Source organism: Diaphorobacter sp. B2A2W2 (assembly GCF_056730635.1).
This window is the reverse complement of sequence record NZ_JBWZOR010000001.1, coordinates 188070-206341: the sequence shown is the minus strand read 5'-3', so window position 1 is coordinate 206341 and position 18272 is coordinate 188070. Positions and strand designations below refer to the sequence as shown.

Sequence of the window (18272 nt, the reverse complement as noted above, 5' to 3'; positions counted from 1 at the left end):
TCGCAGTCGCGCTTGCGGAGAAGACAGGTGTTTCATGTGTTGCTTTCGATGCCACGGCGATAGATGGCAAACACGGCTGGTGCGTCACGGCGGATGCGACAGACCTTGCCCGCCAACAGCGACTGCATGACCAGTCCCTGGATCGTGCCGATGAACAACACGGCGGCGGCATCCACATCCAGTCCCGCATCCAGTTCGCCCTGCGCCTTGCCGGCTTCGAGCAGGCGATGCAACCGCTCGCCGTAGTGCTGAATCAAGGTCTGCACCATTCGCTTGGGCAGGGTCTCTCCAGGTCGCTGCAATTCGCCGAAGAGCATCCTCGGCACACCCGGGTGCTCGGACACGAAGTCGATATGCGTCATGAAGACCGCCTCAAGGGCTGCGACCGGAGACGTAGTGCCTTCTGCTGCCTTGTCCACCCGAGCCAGCAGGCGTTCCGTGACCCAGGACATCACCGCCTGCAGGATGGCGTCCTTGGTCGGGAAGTGACGAAACAGCGCCCCCTGGGTCAGCCCCATACGCTGTGCGATGGCTGTGGTCGTGATGTCGCTGGGGTTCTGCTCGGCGGCCAAGTCGACCACCGCCTCGACTGTGGCCGCGCGCCGCTCATCGGCCGGTAGATGCTTGGAGTGTCCACTCATTGCTTGCGCCTTCGAAAGTGAGATAATCTATTACTATCTTAGCACCATGCAAGCTTGCCGCAAGAGGGGAAGCGCGAAAAGGAGGTCTCGATGAACAGCAGAACTGCTATCTCAGACGGCTGCCAACGGTCGATTTCTGGCGGGCGCATACGTCGCCCTCCGCACCTCATTGGCGGAAGGGCGCCGGCACATCGCAAGCCTGGCGGGGGCGTAAGTGGACGGGATGTGGATGGAGATGCTGGCGCCCGAGAGGCCGAACCAGAAGAAGACGAACAGGAGGTGGCCTTGGATTTCAGATTGCTGCGCTACTTCGTCGCAGTTGCGGAAGAACTGCATCTGGCCCGGGCAGCCGAGCGTCTGGGCATTGAGCAATCGCCTGTGTCGCGTGCGATGCGCGACCTGGAAAGCCAGCTTGGCGTGCAGTTGTTCGACCGCAGCACACGCCTGACGCGGCTGACCTGGGCCGGCCAGGTGTTCCTCGGCGAATGCCGGCGCGTGCAGGCCACCGTGGAGCAGGCAGTCAAGAGCGCCAAGGCGGCGGCACAGGGCTACCAAGGCAATCTACGCATCGCGATCTGCGACAGCCTGGCGCAGCCCCGCATCGCCACCTTGCTGGCACGCAGCCGCGAGGATGAGCCCGAGCTGGAGATTCGCGTCTTCGAGTTGCCGTTCGCGCAGCAGCTCAAGATGCTGCACGACGATCTGCTGGACATCGGCTTTGCCTTGTCAAACGCGGTACATGATGGCCTCGTCGCCGAGCCGGTGTGGACCGATCAGCTGTCGGTGATCGTGCCCGCACGCCACCCCTTGCTGGCGCACGTGCAGGTGCCGCTGGCCGAAGCCCTGAAGTTCCCGCTGGTTCTGTGCCATCCCGAATCGGGATCGGGCTGCCGCCATCAGATTCAAGCGTTGCTGCAGGACGCAGGCACGCCCCTCAAGCTGGTCGATGAAGTGACCAGCCTGGGTGTGATGCTGACCTTGGTCGGTGCCGGCTACGGCATCGGCTTCGCCATCGCCTCGCAGGTGCAGACGCTACAGCGCCCGGACATCTCCATTCGTCCCCTGGCCGGCACCCCACCGGTGCTCTATACCTACCTGCTGCGCCGCCAGGGCGAACCCTCGGAGCCCATGAAGCGGTTCATCGAGCGGGCGAAAGGCGGGCGGGACCGCGCCTGTCGATGATGAGTCAATCCTTTGAGGACGCAGCTCACCTGTCCGTTGCGGCCTGTGGCGTGATGTGCCAGTGGACAGATAGACTTCGGTATGAAATCCGATGCTCTGGCTGTTAGTGGATGTGCTTGGCTCGCTTTGGATCACCCGCAACGGCCTGCGTTGACCAGGCCGAAGACTTGAGTCCACAATCGAGTCCATTCCGTGACGCTTGGATCGGAAAAGACGTTCGTAATAAACGAGTTAGCGACCGGGTGCTGTTCCCATCGCCCGCTCCAGCATTCCAGCAAGGCATGCTGCAACGCGGCCCTCCGGCTGCTCTCCCCTCCCCCACTTTCCCACACGCTAATCCGTCAGCGGGCGCAGTTCCAGCCGGCTGTCAAACCGCCGCGCCTCTCCGCTGAGGGGATCGGTAAAGGCAAGCGTGCGCGCCAACAGTTGCAGCGGGTTGGAATAGTCCCCTTCCGGCGGGTCGTTCACCTCCGGGTAGAACGCATCGCCGCGCAGAGGCAGGCCCAGCGCGGCCATGTGTACGCGCAACTGGTGGCGCTTTCCGGTGATGGGCTGCAGCCGGTAGCGCGCCCAGGGTGCCGCAACCTCCAACACGTCGATGTGCGTGCGCGCGTTGGGCGTGCCGGGCACCTCGTGCATGCGAAAAAAATGGCCGCTTTCCTCCAGCCGGCTTTCATGGATGCACGGCAGCGGCAGGTCGGCGCACCACGGTGCAACGGCCTCATAGACCTTGTGCACCCGTCTGTCGCGAAAGAGGGCCTGGTAGGTGCCGCGCGTTGCCCGCTGCACGGAAAACAGCACCAGGCCTGCCGTGTCGCGGTCGATGCGGTGCACGGGGGACAACTCGCTCAGGCCCAGCCGGCGCTTCAAGCGCACCAGCAGGGTCTGCTGCAGGTAGCGGCCCGCGGGCACCACGGGCAGAAAGTGGGGTTTGTCGGCCACAAGGATGTGCGCATCCTGGTAGAGCACGGTTTCGTGGAACGGCAGCTCGGGCTCGGGCGGCAGTTCGCGGTAGTAGTAGTAGCGTACGCCCGGCGTGAACGGGCAGCGCTCCGTGGCGGCCGCGCCGAACTCGTCCACCACTTCCTTCGCGCGCAGGCGGCGCAGCCAGTCCTCGCGCGACACGGCGGGCAGGCGCTGTGCGAGGAAGTCCACCAGAAGCCCCTGCCCCGCCGAGGGCAGAACCACGCAACTGGGGTTGACGCCGTCGCGCATGGGCAGAACCCGGGGATCGTGGCTGTTGTGCATGGGGCCGCGATTGTAGGGGTCCAGGCTCCCGCCCCATGTACCAATACTACTGTTTTGATAGCTACCAGCGCTTGATGGTAAAGCGCTAGATGCTATTTTGTCTTGGGTTGCAAACCGACGATCACGAAGCGCGATCCACGCCGTCCAACGCCTCGTCGATGGCTTGCTTGATCCGTGCGAGCGTGTGCAGGTCGCCCTCCGATCCTTCCACGGGCGCCCAGCGTATGGCGTCCATATGGGCTATCGCGTGTTGCGAGATGGCTGCCACGCTGACCTGGACCGGCGTGCCGGCAGCGACGGGCGTGGCCTCAGGAATAGGAATGCGGATCAGGAAGCCGCGATAACCCTCTTCCAGGACCTGGGGCAGCGCAGGCGTTGCATCCATCGCGGTGGGCTCCGGTGTCATGCGACCGCGGGCTTGCTCTCGCCCGATGCGATGGCCGCCAGGCCGCGTACCGCGGCATCGCGCGAGGTCCAGTGGTCATGTGGCAGGGGCAGGGTGCGTCCATCCACCTGGGCATGGGCGTAAAAGTAGCGGCGGCCATCCGGCGCCAGGCACAGCATGCCGGAATAGGTCACGCTGTCGGCCACGCCGAAGATCGTTTCCTGGGTGAGTGCGTCGGTCGTTTGCATGAGGGGCGCCTTGGTGTAAGTGAATGCAATGGCGCCATTCTTGAAGCAACAGCTGTGGTTCAACGTAGGCCAAAGGCGCATGCACGCCCCGGCGGCGTCCTATGGGTGGGCTGTAGGACAAGCGCGGCAATCGCCGTACGCACGGCCCAGCGCGAGGATGTTCGCACTAGCATGGCTTCAAACACCACTCCGCGCCCTGCGGCAAGGCACACCCGTTTGGCCAGCTTGCGGCGCCTTTGCCATGCCCCCTGAGAACACGCCCACCGCCGCCTCCCTCCCCCACCGTTCCACGCGCCAGCGCGTGCTGCGCTGGACGCTGGGCACGATAGGCGCAGTGGTGGCGGCCCTGGCGCTGTTCGCCGTGGTACTGGTGAATTGGGACTGGAACCGCGCCAAACCCTGGGTGAACGACAAGGTGAGCGAGGCCACGGGGCGCACCTTCTCCATCGATGGCGATCTGTCGGCGGAGTGGCACTGGCCCCAACCGCTGGAAGAAGGCTGGCGCCGTTGGGTACCCGGTGTGACCGTGCGTGCCCAGCAGCTCTCCCTGAGCAACCCGGAGGGCTTTGAGGTACCGGAAGCGCCGGGCAAAGGCACGGACCAACTGCCCGCCCTTCCCCCGCGCCCCGAGCCAGCCGCGCCCGCAGGTGATGCCGACGCGCCCACGGCGGCAGCAGCGCCTGCATCTGCGGGTTCGGCGGCGTCCGACGTCGCCCGCGCCGTCGCGCTGGAGGTGGGGGGTACCCAAGCGAATGCTCCGGCACGCCCGCCCACGGGCATGGGCACCATCGCCAGCGCCAGCGCCACATTGCGCCTGCTGCCGCTGCTGTCCCGCACGCTGCTGCTGGACACAGTCGTACTGACGGCGCCCGACATCGTGCTGGCACGCAAACAGGACGGGCGCAACAACTGGACCTTCACGCGCTCCCATTCCCGAGAGAGCACTGCCGAGGACAACCCTTGGGATCTGCGCTTGAACCAGCTCGTCGTGCGCGGCGGCTGGTTGGGCTATGCCGATGGCCTGAAGGATTTGGCGCTGCGTGCCCGCATCGACACCCTGCCCACTGGTGCACCGCAGGCCGAAGGCAAGTACGGCATGAAGATCGCGCTGCAGGGCACCTACCGCAAGGCGCGCATCACCGGAGAAGGACTGGCAGGACCGGTGCTGTCGCTGCGCCAGCAGGCCGCGCGCTATCCGCTGCGCTTTTCCGCGCGCTCGGGCAGCGTGCAGACGCGGGTGGAAGGCGTGCTCAACAATCCCGCCAAGCTTTCGGGCATGGATCTGCAGGTGTTCGTGAAGGCGCCCAGCATGGCGGACCTGTATGAACTGACCGGCCTGGTGCTGCCCAACACGCCGCCGTTCCAGGTCGAGGGGCGCCTGCTGGGCAACCTGGCATCGGCCAAAGCGGTGTGGGAATACCGCGACTTCAACGGCACCGTGGGCAGCAGCGACCTGCACGGCAGCCTCACCTACACAGGCGGCGAGCCCCGTCCCAAGCTGCAGGGCCATATGACGTCCAAACAACTGCGCCTGGCGGATCTGGGCCCGGTCCTGGGCGCGCCCAGCGGCGTGCGCGCGCAGGAGAAAGGCACGTCGCGCCGCCCCGGCAAGGTGCTGCCCGATGCCCGCTTCGCCACCGACCGCTGGGGCGCCATGGACCTGGACCTGGCATTTGCCGGGCAGAAGGTGGTGCGCCCCGACAGCCTGCCACTGGACAACCTGAGCGTGCGCGCGGTGCTGGAAGACCGCCAGCTGCGCCTGACACCGCTGCGCTTTGGCGTGGCCCACGGCCGCATCGACTCCAACGTGCTGCTGGACAGCCGCACCGATCCGCTGCAGGTGCAGTTGCAGGGCTCGGTCCAGGGCCTGCAGCTGTCGGCTCTCTTTCCCAAGGTGGAGCGCATGCAAAAGAGCCTGGGGCGGCTGGACGGCGCTCTGGCGCTGACCGGCCAGGGGCAGTCGGTGGCGCGCATGCTGAGCACCAGCGGGGGCGAAATGCGGCTGTACATCCGCGACGGCACGCTAAGCAAGGAATTGCTGGATCTGGCGGCGCTCAACCTGGGCAGCGTCATCGTCTCCAAACTGTTCGGCGACGACAAGGAGGTCAAGCTGCGCTGCGCCGTGGCCAACCTGGACGTACAAGGTGGGGTGGCCAGCACGCGCACCGTTAAGCTCAACACCGAGGAGGCCATCGTCGAAGCCAAGGGCACGGTGGACCTCGGCGACGAACTGCTCAACCTGCGCATCACGCCCGATTCGCTGAAGTGGAAATTCTTCTCACTGCGCACGCCGTTGTATGTGCGCGGCACCTTCGCAGATCCGCAGGTGGGGGTAGAACCCGGGCCGCTGCTGCTGCGCGCGGGGGCGGCGGTGGCTGCCGCCCTCACGGCGCCCGCGGCGCTGGCGCTGCTGCCGATTACCGTGCCCGCCGCGGAGGACGACGCGCACTGCGCTGCACTTTTGGCCAAGGCCGGCGCGTCACCGGCATCTGCGCCGGCCAAGCCCGCCTCGCGCGCTCAACGTTAAAGTAGCCACAAGGCTCGCCAATACAGCGTCAACAGCTATTGTTTTAATAGTTTCTGGGTGTGCGGCCTGGGGCACGCACTGGTCGTGCTCACTGCACGGCCGGAACCGTGAGTTGCACACACAGACCGCGGCCTTCCTGCGGCAACAGCTCCAGCCAGCCCGCCACCGCCGCCGCACGCGAGCGCATGCTGTCAATGCCGCGTCCCAGACTGTGGCACGCGGGCTCGCCGCTCGGCAGCCCTGCGCCGTTGTCCGCCACCTGCAACTGCCACGCCCTGCCCTGCAGCGTTTGCACGGAGTGCAGGCGGATCACGAGCGCCGTGGCGTCCGCATGCTGCAGCACATTGCTCACGGCTTCCTGGACGATGGCGGCTATCTCCCGCGCCACCTTGCCTCCTGGCAGGGCCAGTTCATCGTGTGGCGCAATCTCCCAGTGCAGCGCGATGCCGCGCCGGTCCAGCGCAGGCTGGATGCGGTGGCGCAGCCGCGCGAGCCGGTCTGCCAGGGAATCGTCCTCGCCGTCCATCGAATCCACCAACAGGCGCAGGTCGAGCAGGCACAACTCCAGCGACTGCATCAGCGTCCCGTGTTCGGGATCCCGCTCGTCCACCAGGGCGATGGCGTTGACAAGTTGGGACCCCACCTGGTCGTGGAGGTTGCGTGCAATGCGTTCGCGCTCGCGCTTCACGTCAGGGCTGGGCCGGATGCTGCGCCGTGGGCGCCACTGCAGTGCGCGCGGCAACTGCACGATCAGCAAGATGCCCAGCACTACCAGAGCCCCCAGGCCCAGGAGCTTCCAGCGCAACTGCGCCTGCAGACTCAGTTGCTCCGCAGAGGCCAGCAGCAGGGTATCAACGGACATGGCAAGCAACCAGACAGCAACGCAGGCGATTGCAAAGGCCGGCGGACGGGTGCGAAACATGGAAATCTCCCTCATCCCTGCAGCAGGTGCGACGGACGTTTGTGCGCCCAGGCGGCTCTTCTTTCAGAACAGCCCGCGCAGTGACGCGAAGCGCACGGCCTGCGCCCGCGTGCGCACCTGCAGCTTGCGGTAGATGTTCTTGATGTGCGTGTTCACGGTCAGGCTGCTGATGAACAGCCGGTTGCCGATCTCGGCGCTGGTGTAACCGCTGGCCACCATGCGCAGCACTTCTTTCTCGCGCTGGGACAGGCGCTCGGTTTCCTGCTCCACGCGCCGCTGGGCGTGCGGGGCGGCGGCGCCGCTCGGGTCAAACCGCTGCAGCAGGCGGCGCGCAAGGTTGGGGGTGATGGAAGCACCGCCGTTGGCTACCTGCAGTACCGCCTGCGGATAGCTGCCGAACCATGAGTTCTTGACGAGATAGCCCGTGGCACCCAGCTCGAAGGCGTGCAGCACCTGCTCATCGTTCTGCATGATGGAGATGACGATGGCCTCGGCCGTGGGGCGCACCGACTTCATGTAGTCGATCAGCATGAAGCCCTCGCCATCGCCGAGGTTCAGGTCCACGAGCATCACATCGAACTCATGCTGCTTGATGGCCTTGCGGCCCTCGCGCACGCTGGTCGCTCATCAACTCTTGCGCGATGACGCGCCGCATGTGCGCATCGTCATCCACCAGCAAAACGCGCACAGGCTTTTCTAGCTGCCCCGCCAGAAAGTCCGGCCAGATGGAGGGCGGATTCTGGTGCATGGCGAATTGGCCTGGGGTGACAGACGTCCCCCGCGGAGCGGCCATTGCACCAGGAGGATCGTTGACGGGCAGCATAAAGAAGTCTCCAGACGGGGGCGCCTGTTGGCGGCCCCTCAGCGTTTGCACACCGTAACCACGGAAAGATCATCCCAACGCTTTGGGTGCTTTCCTCACAGGAAAACAAATTACACCGAAACATCCGGAGATATTCGTAATTTCTTCGTGAGTTACCTGACTCACATTTTGAAACTAACGCAGATAAGGGATAAACCTCGCTCAAACACATTAATGGGAAATTTTCCCTGCGAAAGAATATGCAGGCGTGCCAGCTGTTTTTTGCAGTCCCGCCCGGTCCGGCCCTCACTGGTAATAAACACATCCCATCCGCAGCGATTCGGTTGTTACCGAATGACACTACCTGAGAAACACCCCTGCGCCGGTCCTTTTCAGCGCCTCTCTTGGCCCTCTTTCCTCTCTGACGCACGCATTTGCAGTGCTGTCAGAGCGCCCCCTTCTTCGGCTACCCGCGATGGGAGATGGATGCCGGAGGCCCCCCTGCGGAAACTGGAGCCAGACAAAAAGACGGGCGGCCTCCGGCATTCCTCCTCGGGTTGGGCGCGGTCTTTCTTCTTGTCGATGTAGCCGTGACACCGGTCATAACCCAAGCCACCGGAGGGCGCGGTCTTTTTGACACGTTATAGGAGAGACAGTCATGAAAGTTCTTGCATTTTTTGCGTTGAGTGCCGTCGCGACTGCTGCCATGGCAGTGCAACCGCCCAGCACCATCACCCTGAATGGGCCGTCCGTGCAAATGACCAACTCGGTCGGCACCGCCATCTCCAATACGTCCGGCGCACACAACGAGGCATTGCAAAACATTGCCTCCAACGCCGGCCCCGTGCAGGTCTTTGCTGGGGGCTCGTCTACACAGACCGCCAATTTGGGCCTGGGTGCCGTGACCAACGAAGCCAAGGGTGACGACGCCCTTGCCCGCCAGAACCTCGCCAGCAACAACGGCAAGGTGGAAATCCGCGCTGCTTCCAGCCAGACGGTGAACAGCCTGGGTGCCGTGCTGAGCAACCTGGCTGACGGCAGCGATGCGCACGCCACCCAGAACGTCGCCTCCAACTACGGGCATGTGGTGGTAGCGGCAGCTTCTACCCAGACGGCCAATTTCATCGGTGGCAGCGCAGTCAACCAGGCCAAGGGCTCGCACTCGTTCGCGGTGCAGAACATCTCCTCCAATGACGCTTGCGCCGAGGATCCCTGCCCCGGCGGCAACTGCTATCGCCCCAACTGGTGAGTCCGCGAGCGCCAGGCCTACTGAAGGCCTGGCGCTTTTTGTGCAGGTTGCTTGAGGAGATTCGCCATGCTCAGTCGCGCAACACGCTTCCTGGCGCCCGCCACGGCAGCCCTGGCCTTGTGCGCCGCGGCACCCGCCTGGGCCGCGCCGGGAGAAGACCCGGTGGTGCTGGACAAGAAGGTCAATGTGCAGATGCAGCCGTTGCCTTCTGCGCCGCGCTCCGGCTACATCAACCACGACACCGGCCTGCCCGCCTGGCAACAGGCGCGCCTGACTCGTTACGTGGCCAAGGCGTTCTCTGGCGACACCACGGGCATCGTGACCGAAAAGGACGTCGTCAACGCGGTGAACACGCAAGGCTCCAAGGTCGTGTGCTCGCAATCCGTGGGCAGCAACTTCGGCACCGCGGCCTCGGGTGGCACCGGCAAGCCCGGCGCCGACCAGGTGGTGGTGCTGCGAGGGGATCTGGTCAATATCTGCTGGTGACGGCCATCAGCGTGCGGGCGCGGCCGGGCATGCGCCGCGCGCCTGCTCGGCCGCGCCAGAGGGTTGGATAACGCGAAGACGAGAGGGCTTTGCCATGAACACCGCAACCACACTTCCCCGCGGTCCCGGCCGCAACGGCGCCCCACGCCGTGGCGCTGCCTGGCTGATGCTGGCGGGCGCTCTACTGCTCAGCGCCTGCACAACGCCGCTAGACCCCCGCAAGGACGCATCGCTGCAGCAGGCGGCTTATACGACGGACCGCCCCGTCGTGCGCCCGACGCGCTCGGTCTCCAGCTTCTCGGATTCGCTGATGTGCATGGACCACATGCTGCGCGCCGCGCAGGTGCCCACCACGCTCATCACCAGCAAGCAGGTCATCGACTATTCCAGCCGCGTGCCCGTTGCTGCCAAGGACATGATCATCACCTCTCTGTCGCAGATGTCGCGGCTGTCCAACGCCTTCCGCTACGTGGACTATGAGGTGGACATCGTGCGCCAGGATACGGTGCAGAACCTCACCACCATCTTGCTCAACAACAACCTGATGCAGCTGCAGCGCCCCGCGCTGTACGTGTCGGGTGCCATTGCGTTCGTGGACCAGAACGTGGCCACCAACCGCTTCGACGCCGGCACCTCCGCCAGCCGCCTGGACACAGGCTACAGCCGCAACCGCTCGGCCACCGTGATCGGGCTGGAGATGCACCTGGGGGACTTTCGCACGCGCACGCTGATTCCCGGACTGGACTCAGCCAATGAGGTGGTCATCGGCAGCGGCAGCCAGGGCCTGGACGTGGCCGGGCGCATCGGCAGCTACGGCGTCAACTTCAACGTGGGGCGCGACTACGCGCTGGGCGCCGGCGGCGCCATGCGCACGCTGATTGACCTGGCCACCATCGAGCTCGTGGGCAAATGGGCACGCGTGCCCTACTGGCAGTGCCTGACGCTGGAACAAACGCATCCCGACTTTCAGCGCCAGATGCGCGACTGGTTCGACGAAAGCGGCGGCGTAGGCCAGGCCACGCTGGTGCAGAACTCGCTGATCGCCCAGGGCTACCTGCAGGCGGGCACCGACCTGCTGGCGCTGGACTCGCCTGCGCTGCGCACCGCGCTCACGCAGTTCCAGATCGACAGCCTGCTGGTGCCCACCGGCGTGCTGGACTTCTCCACCTACGAGCGCGCGATGCGCCACTTCGTGACGTTGGCACCCGATGGCTCCCTGCAACGGGTGGGCTGGGGCCCGTCGGGCCCCACCGGCAGCATGGCCGAGAACAAAGGGGATTCCACGCCCGTGCGCACCTCGGGCCTTGCGCTCACCTCCACCACGCCCCCGCCACGGCGCATCGACATGCAGATCGAGAATGCGCTGCCCCCGGGCATGGAGCCCACTTTCGAAGTCGGCGAGCAGGTGTTCGTGTCGGCCACCGTGTCGCGCACCTCACACATGTACTGCTACTTTGCCGACCCCTCGGGCAACGTCATGCGACTCACGCCCAACCAGGTCACGCCGTATTCGCTGGTGGCGGCGAATCAGGCGCTGCGACTGCCCGACTGGCTGGTGCCCAACCCGGCCTTCATCATGGACGCGAGCCGCCCTGGCACCGAGCGCGTGGCCTGCTTTGCCGCCGAAACCGACGTGCTGCCCCGGCTGCCCGCGCCACTGCAAGGCGCAGGGCTGGTCAACATTCCCGGCTACCGCACCATCGAGGACATCGACAAGGCCTTCCAGCAGGGCGTGGGCACCAGCGGCTACGTGAAGTCCGAGGTGTACTGGAAGACCCAACCCAAGAAGGCTCAGCCCGCGGCGGCCGCACCTGCCGCCCCGCAGCCCGCCAAGCGCTGAGGGCGCGGCCCGCCCCATCTCGCCAGGACGCCGCCATGACGCCCCTGCTCCGCCCTTTCGCGCCCCGGGCCGGTGCCGCCCTGCCACCCGGCGGCGGGCGACTGGCCCTGCCGGCCGTGCTGCTCCTGGCGTGCACGCTGCTGGCTCCGGCCCAAGCGCGCATCGAAGCGCTGCCGCAGCCCGCCATCCAGCCCAGCCAGGGCGGCGGCGACTTCACGCCGCCGGCGGTGCAGCCCGCGGCCCCGCTGATCGAGCCATCCGGCTCCTCCAGCGTGCCGCGCATCCAGCCCTCCGGCCAACCCCAGGCCGAACCGTTGCGCCTGCCCCAGCCCGAGGACGAGGCCACCCTGGCGCAGTTGCGCCGGTTGCGCGCCACTGCCCTGGCGCCAGCGCGCAAGGGCAGCGCAGCGGAAAAGGCCGCCGCGCGCAGCGCCTGGGTCCTGGGCCTGCTGTACCTGCACGGCGAGCGCGTTCCCCTGGACCGCACGCAGGCGCGGTACTGGTTCGAGCGCGCACGCGCGCTGGGTGAGCCCTACGCCAGCGCCGGCCTGGCCTGGTGCGAGATCGATGGCTGCGTGGGCCCGCCGCAACCTGCGGCCGCGCGCCCGTGGATCGCCCAGTTGCGTGCGGTGGACGCGCCGCTGGCGCTGCTGCTGGAATGGTGGGCGCAGGAGCGCCTGGCCCCGCTGCCGCCTTCCGCCGCCGCACCGCGCGCGCCGGATGCCCCCCCGCAGGAGAACGGACACGCAGCCCTGCTGCAGCGCGCCGCCCAGGCCGGCAGTGCCCAGGCGCTCAACGAACTGGGCCTGCGCCAGATCGCCGCGGCGCGCCTGCCCGATGCGCTGGCACAGTTCCGCGCGGCGGCGCCGCGCTCGCCCGCGGCAGCCTCCAATGCCCGGCTGCTGGCCAGCCGCATGGAGCAGACCATCAGCGCACAGCCCGCCCCACACACGGCCGACGAATGGCTGGCGCAGGCGCGCCGCTACCACCGCGGCGACGGCGTGCCGTCCAATTACACCGAAGCCATCCGCCTGTACCAGATCGCCGCCGCCAGCGGCAGCCGACCCGCCAAGCGCATGCTGGAGCTGATCTACTCCCGCCCCGCGCCCGACGGCACGATCGATGTGGCCTGGATGCGCCAGCTCTCCACCATGGAGCTGTCGCCCGAGGGTTCGGTGCTCACCCTGCAGCCGCCGCCCACACCGCAGCTGTTCGTGCGCGACCCCACGCCGCTGTACGCGCTGATTCCACAGGAATGGCGCTCGGGCCGGCCCGTGGGGCCACGCTGACTATCGTTTTGATAGCTGTCAGCGCTTTTCACATAAGCGCCAGAGCCTTATTTCTCTTGAAACTCAATGGAAGTCGCGGCTGCCGTCCAGCGCCTGCGCCAGGCGGCCCAGCAGCGGCGTGAGGTCCTTGAACCGCTCGCCCACCAGGTGGCGCACGGCCGTGTCCGCGCCCGGTGCGCGGGCACACTGCCACACGCCCTCCACCGCCAGCAGGCGCGAGCGCAGCAGCGCGCTGCGCCAGCGCTCCAGCCGCGCGGGCCACACGATCACATTGACCGAGCCGGTCTCGTCCTCCAGCGTGACGAACATCGTGCCGTTGGCTGAGCCCGGCCGCTGGCGCACGGTGACGATGCCGCAGGCACGCACGCGCCGCCCATGGGGCGCCGATTGCAACTGCTGCGCCGTGGCCAGCCGCCAGCGCTGCAGCTTCTCGCGCAGCAGCGCCAGGGGGTGGCGCCGCAGCGTCAGGCCCGTGGCGGCGTAGTCCCACAAGATGTCTTCGCCCTCTGGTGCGGCGGGCAACTGCAGGGCGGCCTCATGCACGGGCGCGTCCTGCAGCAGCGGCGGAGCGCGCAGCTGGGCCGCGGCGTCCCACATCTGCTGGCGCCGGTGGCCCGCCAGCGCGCGCAGCGCATCAGCCGCGGCCAGGGCCTGCAGATCCTGCCGGTCCAGCCGCGCGCGCAGGGCCAGGTCTTCGCTGTTGACAAAGGGGCCGCTGCCGCGCGCCTGCACCAGCCGCTCGGCCGCCGCCGCGCCCAGCCCCGCCACCAGCCGCAGGCCCAGGCGCACGGCCGGCTGCGCCAAGGACACGCCGGCAACGGGTGCCAGGGGCTCCTCCAGTGTGCAGTCCACGTCGCTCGTCGCCACGTCGATGGGCAGCACGCGCACGCCATGGCGGCGCGCGTCCTGCACCAGTTGCGCCGGTGTGTAAAAGCCCAGCGGCTGCGCATTGAGCAGCGCGGCCAGGAAGCACGCGGGCTCGTGCCGCTTGAGCCAGCTGCTGGCGTAGGCCAGCAGCGCAAAGCTGTAGGCATGGCTTTCGGGAAAGCCGTATTCGCCAAAGCCCAGGATCTGCTGGAACAGTCGGTCGGCAAATTCCGGCGGGTAGCCGTTCGCCAACAGACCGTCCTTGAAGGGCTTCTCGAAGCGGTGCACCTCGCCCTTGCGCCGCCAGGCGGCCATGGAGCGGCGCAGCTCGTCGGCCTGGCCCGCGCTGAAGCCCGCGCCGTCGATGGCGATCTGCATCACCTGTTCCTGGAAGATGGGCACGCCCAGCGTGCGCCGCAGGGCGTTGTCGAGCTCCGGGTATTCAATGGGGAACGGCTCCTCGCGCTTCGTGCGCTGCCACTGGCGCCGGCGCTCGCGCGCCTGCAGGTAGGGGTGCACCATGCCGCCCTGGATGGGCCCGGGCCGCACGATCGCCACCTGCACCACCAGGTCATAGAACTCGCGCGGCTGCAGGCGCGGCAGCATGCTCATCTGCGCGCGGCTCTCGATCTGGAACACGCCCACGGTGTCAGCGCGGCAGACCATGTCGTAGGTGGCCGGGTCTTCGGGCGGGATGTCGGCCAGGTCCCATGACTCGCCCCGCAGCGCGGCACGCATTTCCAGGCAGCGGCGCAGCGCGCTGAGCATGCCCAGCGCCAGCACGTCCACCTTCAAGAGGCCCATGGCGTCCAGATCATCTTTGTCCCACTGGATGATGGAGCGCCCGTCCATGGCGGCCGGCTCCACGGGCACCAGGCGTGTGAGCTTGCCCTCGGTGAGCACGAAGCCGCCCACGTGCTGGCTCAGGTGGCGCGGAAAGCCGCGCAACTGGCGCGCCAGTTGCAGCCACAGCGCGGCCGTGTGCGCGCCCAGCGGCTCGCCCAGGCGCTCGGCCAGCGCCAGCAGGTGCTCCGTGGCCAGCACGTCGTCGAACCAGTGGTGCTCCTTGGCGAACGCATCTACCAGCGCCGGCGCCACACCCAGGGCCTTGCCCACGTCGCGCAGGGCGCTGCGCGTGCGGTAGCTGATGACCACCGCGGTGATCGCGGAGCGCTCGCGCCCGTACTTGTCGTAGATGTACTGGATGACGGTCTCGCGCCGGTCGTGCTCGAAGTCCACGTCGATGTCGGGCGGCTCGCTGCGTTCGCGGCTGATGAAACGCTCGAACAGCAGGCGCGTCTTCTGCGGGTCCACCGCCGTGATGCCCAGGCAATAACACACCGCCGAGTTGGCCGCCGAGCCCCGCCCCTGGCACAGGATGTCCTGGCTGCGCGCATAGCGCACGATGTCGTGCACCGTGAGGAAGTACATCTCGTACCCGCACTCGGCGATCAGCGCCAACTCCTTCTCGACCTGCGTCGCCACCGCTTCTGGCACGCCATCGGGATAACGGACACGCGCGCCCTCCCAGGTGAGGCAGGCCAGCGTCTGGCTTGCCGTCATGCCGGGCTGCACGGTCTCCAGCGGGTAGCGGTACTTGATCTCGTTCAGGCTGAAGGTGCAGCGCGCCGCCACCTGCAGCGTGGCCGCCAGCAGCGCGGGTGGGTACAGGCCCGCCAGCCGGCTGCGCGGGCGCAGGCGCTTTTCGGCATGCGGCTGCAGCGCGAAGCCGCACGCGGCCACGCTGCGGCCCAGGCGCACGGCGGTCAGTACGTCCTGCAGCGGCTTGGCCGCGCGCGAGTGCATGTGCACGTCACCCGCGGCCACCAACGGCAGGCCCAGCTGCGCGCCGGCCTGCGTGAGCGTGCGCAGCCACAGACCGTCGTCCGGTGCGGTGTGCAGCTCTACCGCCAGCCAGCAGTTAGAGCCAAATAGGCCTCTAACGCTTTCTAGACAAGCGCTGACAGCTATTAAATCAGAAGCATCCACAAACGCCTCACGACGGAGCGCCAGCAGCACCTCGCAGCCCTGCAGCAGCGCCCAGGGCGACTGAGCATCCACGCGGTAGCCGCCCTTGCCGGCACGCTGGCGCGCGGCGGTGATGAACTCGCACAGGTCGCCCCAGCCCTGCACGTCGCGCGCCAGCGCCACGATGCGCACGTCGCCCCAGCAGAACTCGCTGCCCACGATGAGCGGCAGTCCCAGCGCCTGCGCCGCGCCATGGGCGCGCACCACGCCGGCGACGGAGCATTCGTCGGTCAGCGCCAGGGCGCTGTAGCCCAGTTTGTGCGCGCGCTGCACCAGTTCCTGTGGATGCGAGGCGCCGCGCTGAAAGCTGAAGTTGCTCAGCGCGTGCAGCTCTGCGTAGGCGGGCAGCATCATCCGTACACCCCCTGCAAGAACCAGCCGCCCGTCGCCCGGTCGCGGAAGACCCAGACGGTGCCCGCCGCCGGGTTGTGGGCAACGAAATAGTCGCGCCGCACCAGGGCCGAGCCACCATCCTGCGCGCCATTGTGTGCACTGACCTGCACATCGCTCTCGTCGTCGTTCAGGTCCGCTGCGGCCTCCCACCAGCCGGTTTCCACGCGCTGCGGCCCGTCCAGCAAGCGCAGCGGCTGGCCGTGCAGGCAAGGCCGGCTGCCGCGCAGGGCCAGCGGCCGCGCAGGCCGCACGAGCCAGGGCGGAAGCAAGGGCGCGAGGGTGCAGTCCTGTGCGGGCGCCGGCGGCGCGGCGCGGGCCGCCAAGGCCGGTTGCCACTGTTGCATGCATTCGGGACGGTGGTCTGCCTGGGACCGCGGCACCCGCAGGCTGTCCGCGCCCAGGCGGGCCGAGAGGCGCTCGACGAACTGGTGCCAGGGCTCGCCCTGCCCCGCCCCCGCGTCGCCTGGCTGGGGCGGCAGCAGGTCCGCGCTGGCCTGTGGCATGGGCGCGGTTTGCAGGCTGCGCAGCGCCAGCCGGCTCACGGGCGCGGCCAGGCGCTGGTGCGCCAGGCGCTCGGCCAGCAGGCGGCGCAGGTGCGCCATGCCCTGCAGCGGTTCGGCCGTGCGCAGCGTGAGGCTCTGCCAGGGGGGCAGGTCCACGCCGTCGATACGGCGCAGGTCATGGCGCCAGGCCAGCTCCAGCGCCTGCACGCCCTGGTGGCGCGCGCGCAGCCAGCCCTGCAGTGCATCCAGCAAGCGCTGGCCGGCCCACAGCAGCGCGGGGGCCGATTCGGCCAGCGCGGGCAGTTCCAGCTCCAGCGCGAACTGCTCGGGCAGCGTGATCCAGTCCAGGCCATGCGGTGCGTCGCCCCAGGCACGGTCCAGCGCCGCCAGGGGTTCGGCGCCGAAGCGCCGCGCCACCCCGGCGCGCGGCAGCGCACGCACGGCGCCCCAGGTGCGGCAGCCCAGCTGCTGCAGCGCCTGGGCATGCGGGCGCAGCGCCGAGAGGGTGGCAACCGGCAGATCGTGCGGCAGCCGCCGTGGCACGGGCCGGCCCTGGCGCTGCAGGCGCAGCAGGGCCAGGGCCTGCAGCGCCGTGGGCGCACTGGCCCAGAGAGGTCCGCCCTCCAGGGTTTCGGGCCCGGGGGGTGCGTGGTCACGCAGCAGGCTTTGCAGAGCGGCGCGCCCGCCCCACAGGCGTTCGGTACCGCTCACCTCCAGCAGCAGCGCCTCGTCCACAAGGGCCACGCGCGGCGTGAAGCGCAGCGCCCACCAGCCCTGCGCGACAGGCGGCAGGCCGATCACGGGCCCGGTGGCAGGCCCGGTCGTGGCCTCAATGGGTGGCAAGTGCCAGGCAAGCCAATGCATCCTCCACCTCCTGCGGTGTGTGGCCCCCCATGCCCCAGGCGGCCGCCTGCACCTGGCGGCGCCATTGGGCCTGTGCCTGCAGCGCCGCGGCCAGTACCGGCGTGCGTGCGGGCAGTGCCACGGGCTGCGCCAGCGGCGGGCCGCGCCGCTTGACGACATGGACGTGCAGCTCCTCGCCCTGCGGTTGCAGCCACAGGCGCAGCGGCGCGGGCGATGCCTGCGCGCGCGAGCGCTCGGGACGCATCACCCACAGCAGCTGGCGGTGCTGCGCGGCCGCCAGCTGCAGCCGCCGCAGCACGGCGGCAGGCACCTGCGGCAGCCAGGCCAGCACGGCGCGCACGTCGCGGCAACGCAGCGCCTGCTCGCAAGCCCAGGCCGCGGCCATGTCCGCACGCGGGCTGGGCGGGTGAATGCAGCACAGCCGGTCGGCGGTAAGCCCCACGGGTTGCAGCGCCGGCAGGAAGGGCTCCAGCGGCGGCGTGACCAGTACCGCGTGTCCCGGGCCTTGCGCCAGGTGCGCGGCCAGGGCCGGCATCACCAGGGTCCACTCGGGATGGGCCTGGGGAGGCAGCAGCAACTCGCTCATGCACCCCAACGGCCACCCCCCACCGGGCAGTTGCGCATCCAGCGGCGCATGGCCCGTGGCCAGCGCCGGCTGCGGCGCGTGCGCCCAGGCATCGCCCTGCCAGACGCCGGGCAGCGCGTTCAGGGAAGAGGAAAGAAAAGCCGCCATGCGAACCGCCGATGAATACTGTTCAAATATACAGTAATCATCGGCGGTTGGCGGCTCCAACCCGG

14 protein-coding genes and 1 pseudogene are annotated in these 18272 nt (G+C 68.1%); 6 read left to right on the top strand and 9 right to left on the bottom strand.

All coding sequences use genetic code 11. From position 1 onward, the window contains the following. Positions 1-32 precede the first annotated feature (32 nt). Positions 33-641: a TetR/AcrR family transcriptional regulator gene (locus tag AC1PPL_RS00915; RefSeq protein WP_015476681.1), complete on the bottom strand. Its 609-nt coding sequence runs from the start codon at positions 639-641 to the stop codon at positions 33-35. Positions 642-926: 285 nt separating this feature from the next. On the opposite strand from AC1PPL_RS00915, the gene AC1PPL_RS00910 reads away from it, so the two are divergent. Beyond that, a complete protein-coding gene (locus AC1PPL_RS00910; RefSeq protein ID WP_065086167.1) occupies positions 927-1823 on the top strand; it encodes a LysR family transcriptional regulator in 897 nt (298 codons plus the stop codon). 333 nt (positions 1824-2156) lie between these two features. Here the strand turns inward: AC1PPL_RS00910 and AC1PPL_RS00905 are convergent, their stop codons facing one another. The 3 genes from AC1PPL_RS00905 to AC1PPL_RS00895 all read right to left on the bottom strand — a co-directional run bounded on the left by AC1PPL_RS00905 (position 2157) and on the right by AC1PPL_RS00895 (position 3704). Further along, entirely contained in the window at positions 2157-3071 is a 915-nt protein-coding gene (locus AC1PPL_RS00905; RefSeq protein WP_479972417.1) for a pseudouridine synthase, read from the bottom strand. A 121-nt stretch (positions 3072-3192) separates the two neighbouring features. Next, on the bottom strand, positions 3193-3456 hold the full coding sequence (locus AC1PPL_RS00900) for a hypothetical protein (RefSeq protein WP_479972416.1): 264 nt from the start codon (positions 3454-3456) through the stop codon (positions 3193-3195). Between the two features lie 17 nt (positions 3457-3473). Further along, positions 3474-3704 (bottom strand): hypothetical protein, encoded by a 231-nt coding sequence (locus tag AC1PPL_RS00895; protein ID WP_041839010.1) that lies wholly within the window; start codon positions 3702-3704, stop codon positions 3474-3476. A gap of 241 nt (positions 3705-3945) precedes the next feature. Here AC1PPL_RS00895 and AC1PPL_RS00890 point away from each other — a divergent pair, with 241 nt between their 5' ends. Continuing rightward, positions 3946-6231, top strand: a complete 2286-nt coding sequence (locus AC1PPL_RS00890) for an AsmA family protein (protein ID WP_479972415.1) — start codon at positions 3946-3948, stop codon at positions 6229-6231. 88 nt (positions 6232-6319) lie between these two features. On the opposite strand, the gene AC1PPL_RS00885 is transcribed toward AC1PPL_RS00890, so the two are convergent. Both AC1PPL_RS00885 and AC1PPL_RS00880 read right to left on the bottom strand, forming a co-directional pair. Next, positions 6320-7093 carry a sensor histidine kinase gene (locus AC1PPL_RS00885; RefSeq protein WP_287740697.1) on the bottom strand — a complete coding sequence of 258 codons (774 nt, stop codon included), beginning with the start codon at positions 7091-7093 and terminating at the stop codon, positions 6320-6322. Positions 7094-7216: 123 nt separating this feature from the next. After that, a pseudogene (locus tag AC1PPL_RS00880) lies at positions 7217-7976 on the bottom strand (LuxR C-terminal-related transcriptional regulator). A 637-nt stretch (positions 7977-8613) separates the two neighbouring features. Here AC1PPL_RS00880 and AC1PPL_RS00875 point away from each other — a divergent pair. From AC1PPL_RS00875 to AC1PPL_RS00860, 4 genes are all read left to right on the top strand, one after another. Next, complete coding sequence (locus AC1PPL_RS00875; RefSeq protein ID WP_103738924.1) at positions 8614-9204, top strand: hypothetical protein; 591 nt, start codon at positions 8614-8616, stop codon at positions 9202-9204. Positions 9205-9270: 66 nt separating this feature from the next. Next, on the top strand, positions 9271-9690 hold the full coding sequence (locus AC1PPL_RS00870) for a hypothetical protein (RefSeq protein ID WP_011805218.1): 420 nt from the start codon (positions 9271-9273) through the stop codon (positions 9688-9690). A 94-nt stretch (positions 9691-9784) separates the two neighbouring features. Continuing rightward, positions 9785-11530 carry a DUF4384 domain-containing protein gene (locus AC1PPL_RS00865; RefSeq protein ID WP_479972414.1) on the top strand — a complete coding sequence of 582 codons (1746 nt, stop codon included), beginning with the start codon at positions 9785-9787 and terminating at the stop codon, positions 11528-11530. Positions 11531-11565: 35 nt separating this feature from the next. Further along, on the top strand, positions 11566-12819 hold the full coding sequence (locus AC1PPL_RS00860; protein WP_479972413.1) for an SEL1-like repeat protein: 1254 nt from the start codon (positions 11566-11568) through the stop codon (positions 12817-12819). A 63-nt stretch (positions 12820-12882) separates the two neighbouring features. Here AC1PPL_RS00860 and AC1PPL_RS00855 read toward each other — a convergent pair whose 3' ends face one another. Genes AC1PPL_RS00855 through imuA form a run of 3 tightly spaced genes read right to left on the bottom strand, consistent with a single transcriptional unit; the run spans position 12883 to position 18207 of the window. Further along, the gene (locus AC1PPL_RS00855) at positions 12883-16068 is read right to left on the bottom strand and encodes an error-prone DNA polymerase (RefSeq protein ID WP_479972412.1); all 3186 of its coding nucleotides are present in this window, start codon (positions 16066-16068) and stop codon (positions 12883-12885) included. After that, positions 16065-17474, bottom strand: a complete 1410-nt coding sequence (locus AC1PPL_RS00850; protein ID WP_479972411.1) for a Y-family DNA polymerase — start codon at positions 17472-17474, stop codon at positions 16065-16067. Before AC1PPL_RS00850 ends, AC1PPL_RS00855 begins: the two co-directional genes overlap by 4 nt. After that, on the bottom strand, positions 17440-18207 hold the full coding sequence (gene imuA, locus AC1PPL_RS00845; RefSeq protein WP_479972410.1) for a translesion DNA synthesis-associated protein ImuA: 768 nt from the start codon (positions 18205-18207) through the stop codon (positions 17440-17442). Before imuA ends, AC1PPL_RS00850 begins: the two co-directional genes overlap by 35 nt. Positions 18208-18272: the final 65 nt, after the last annotated feature.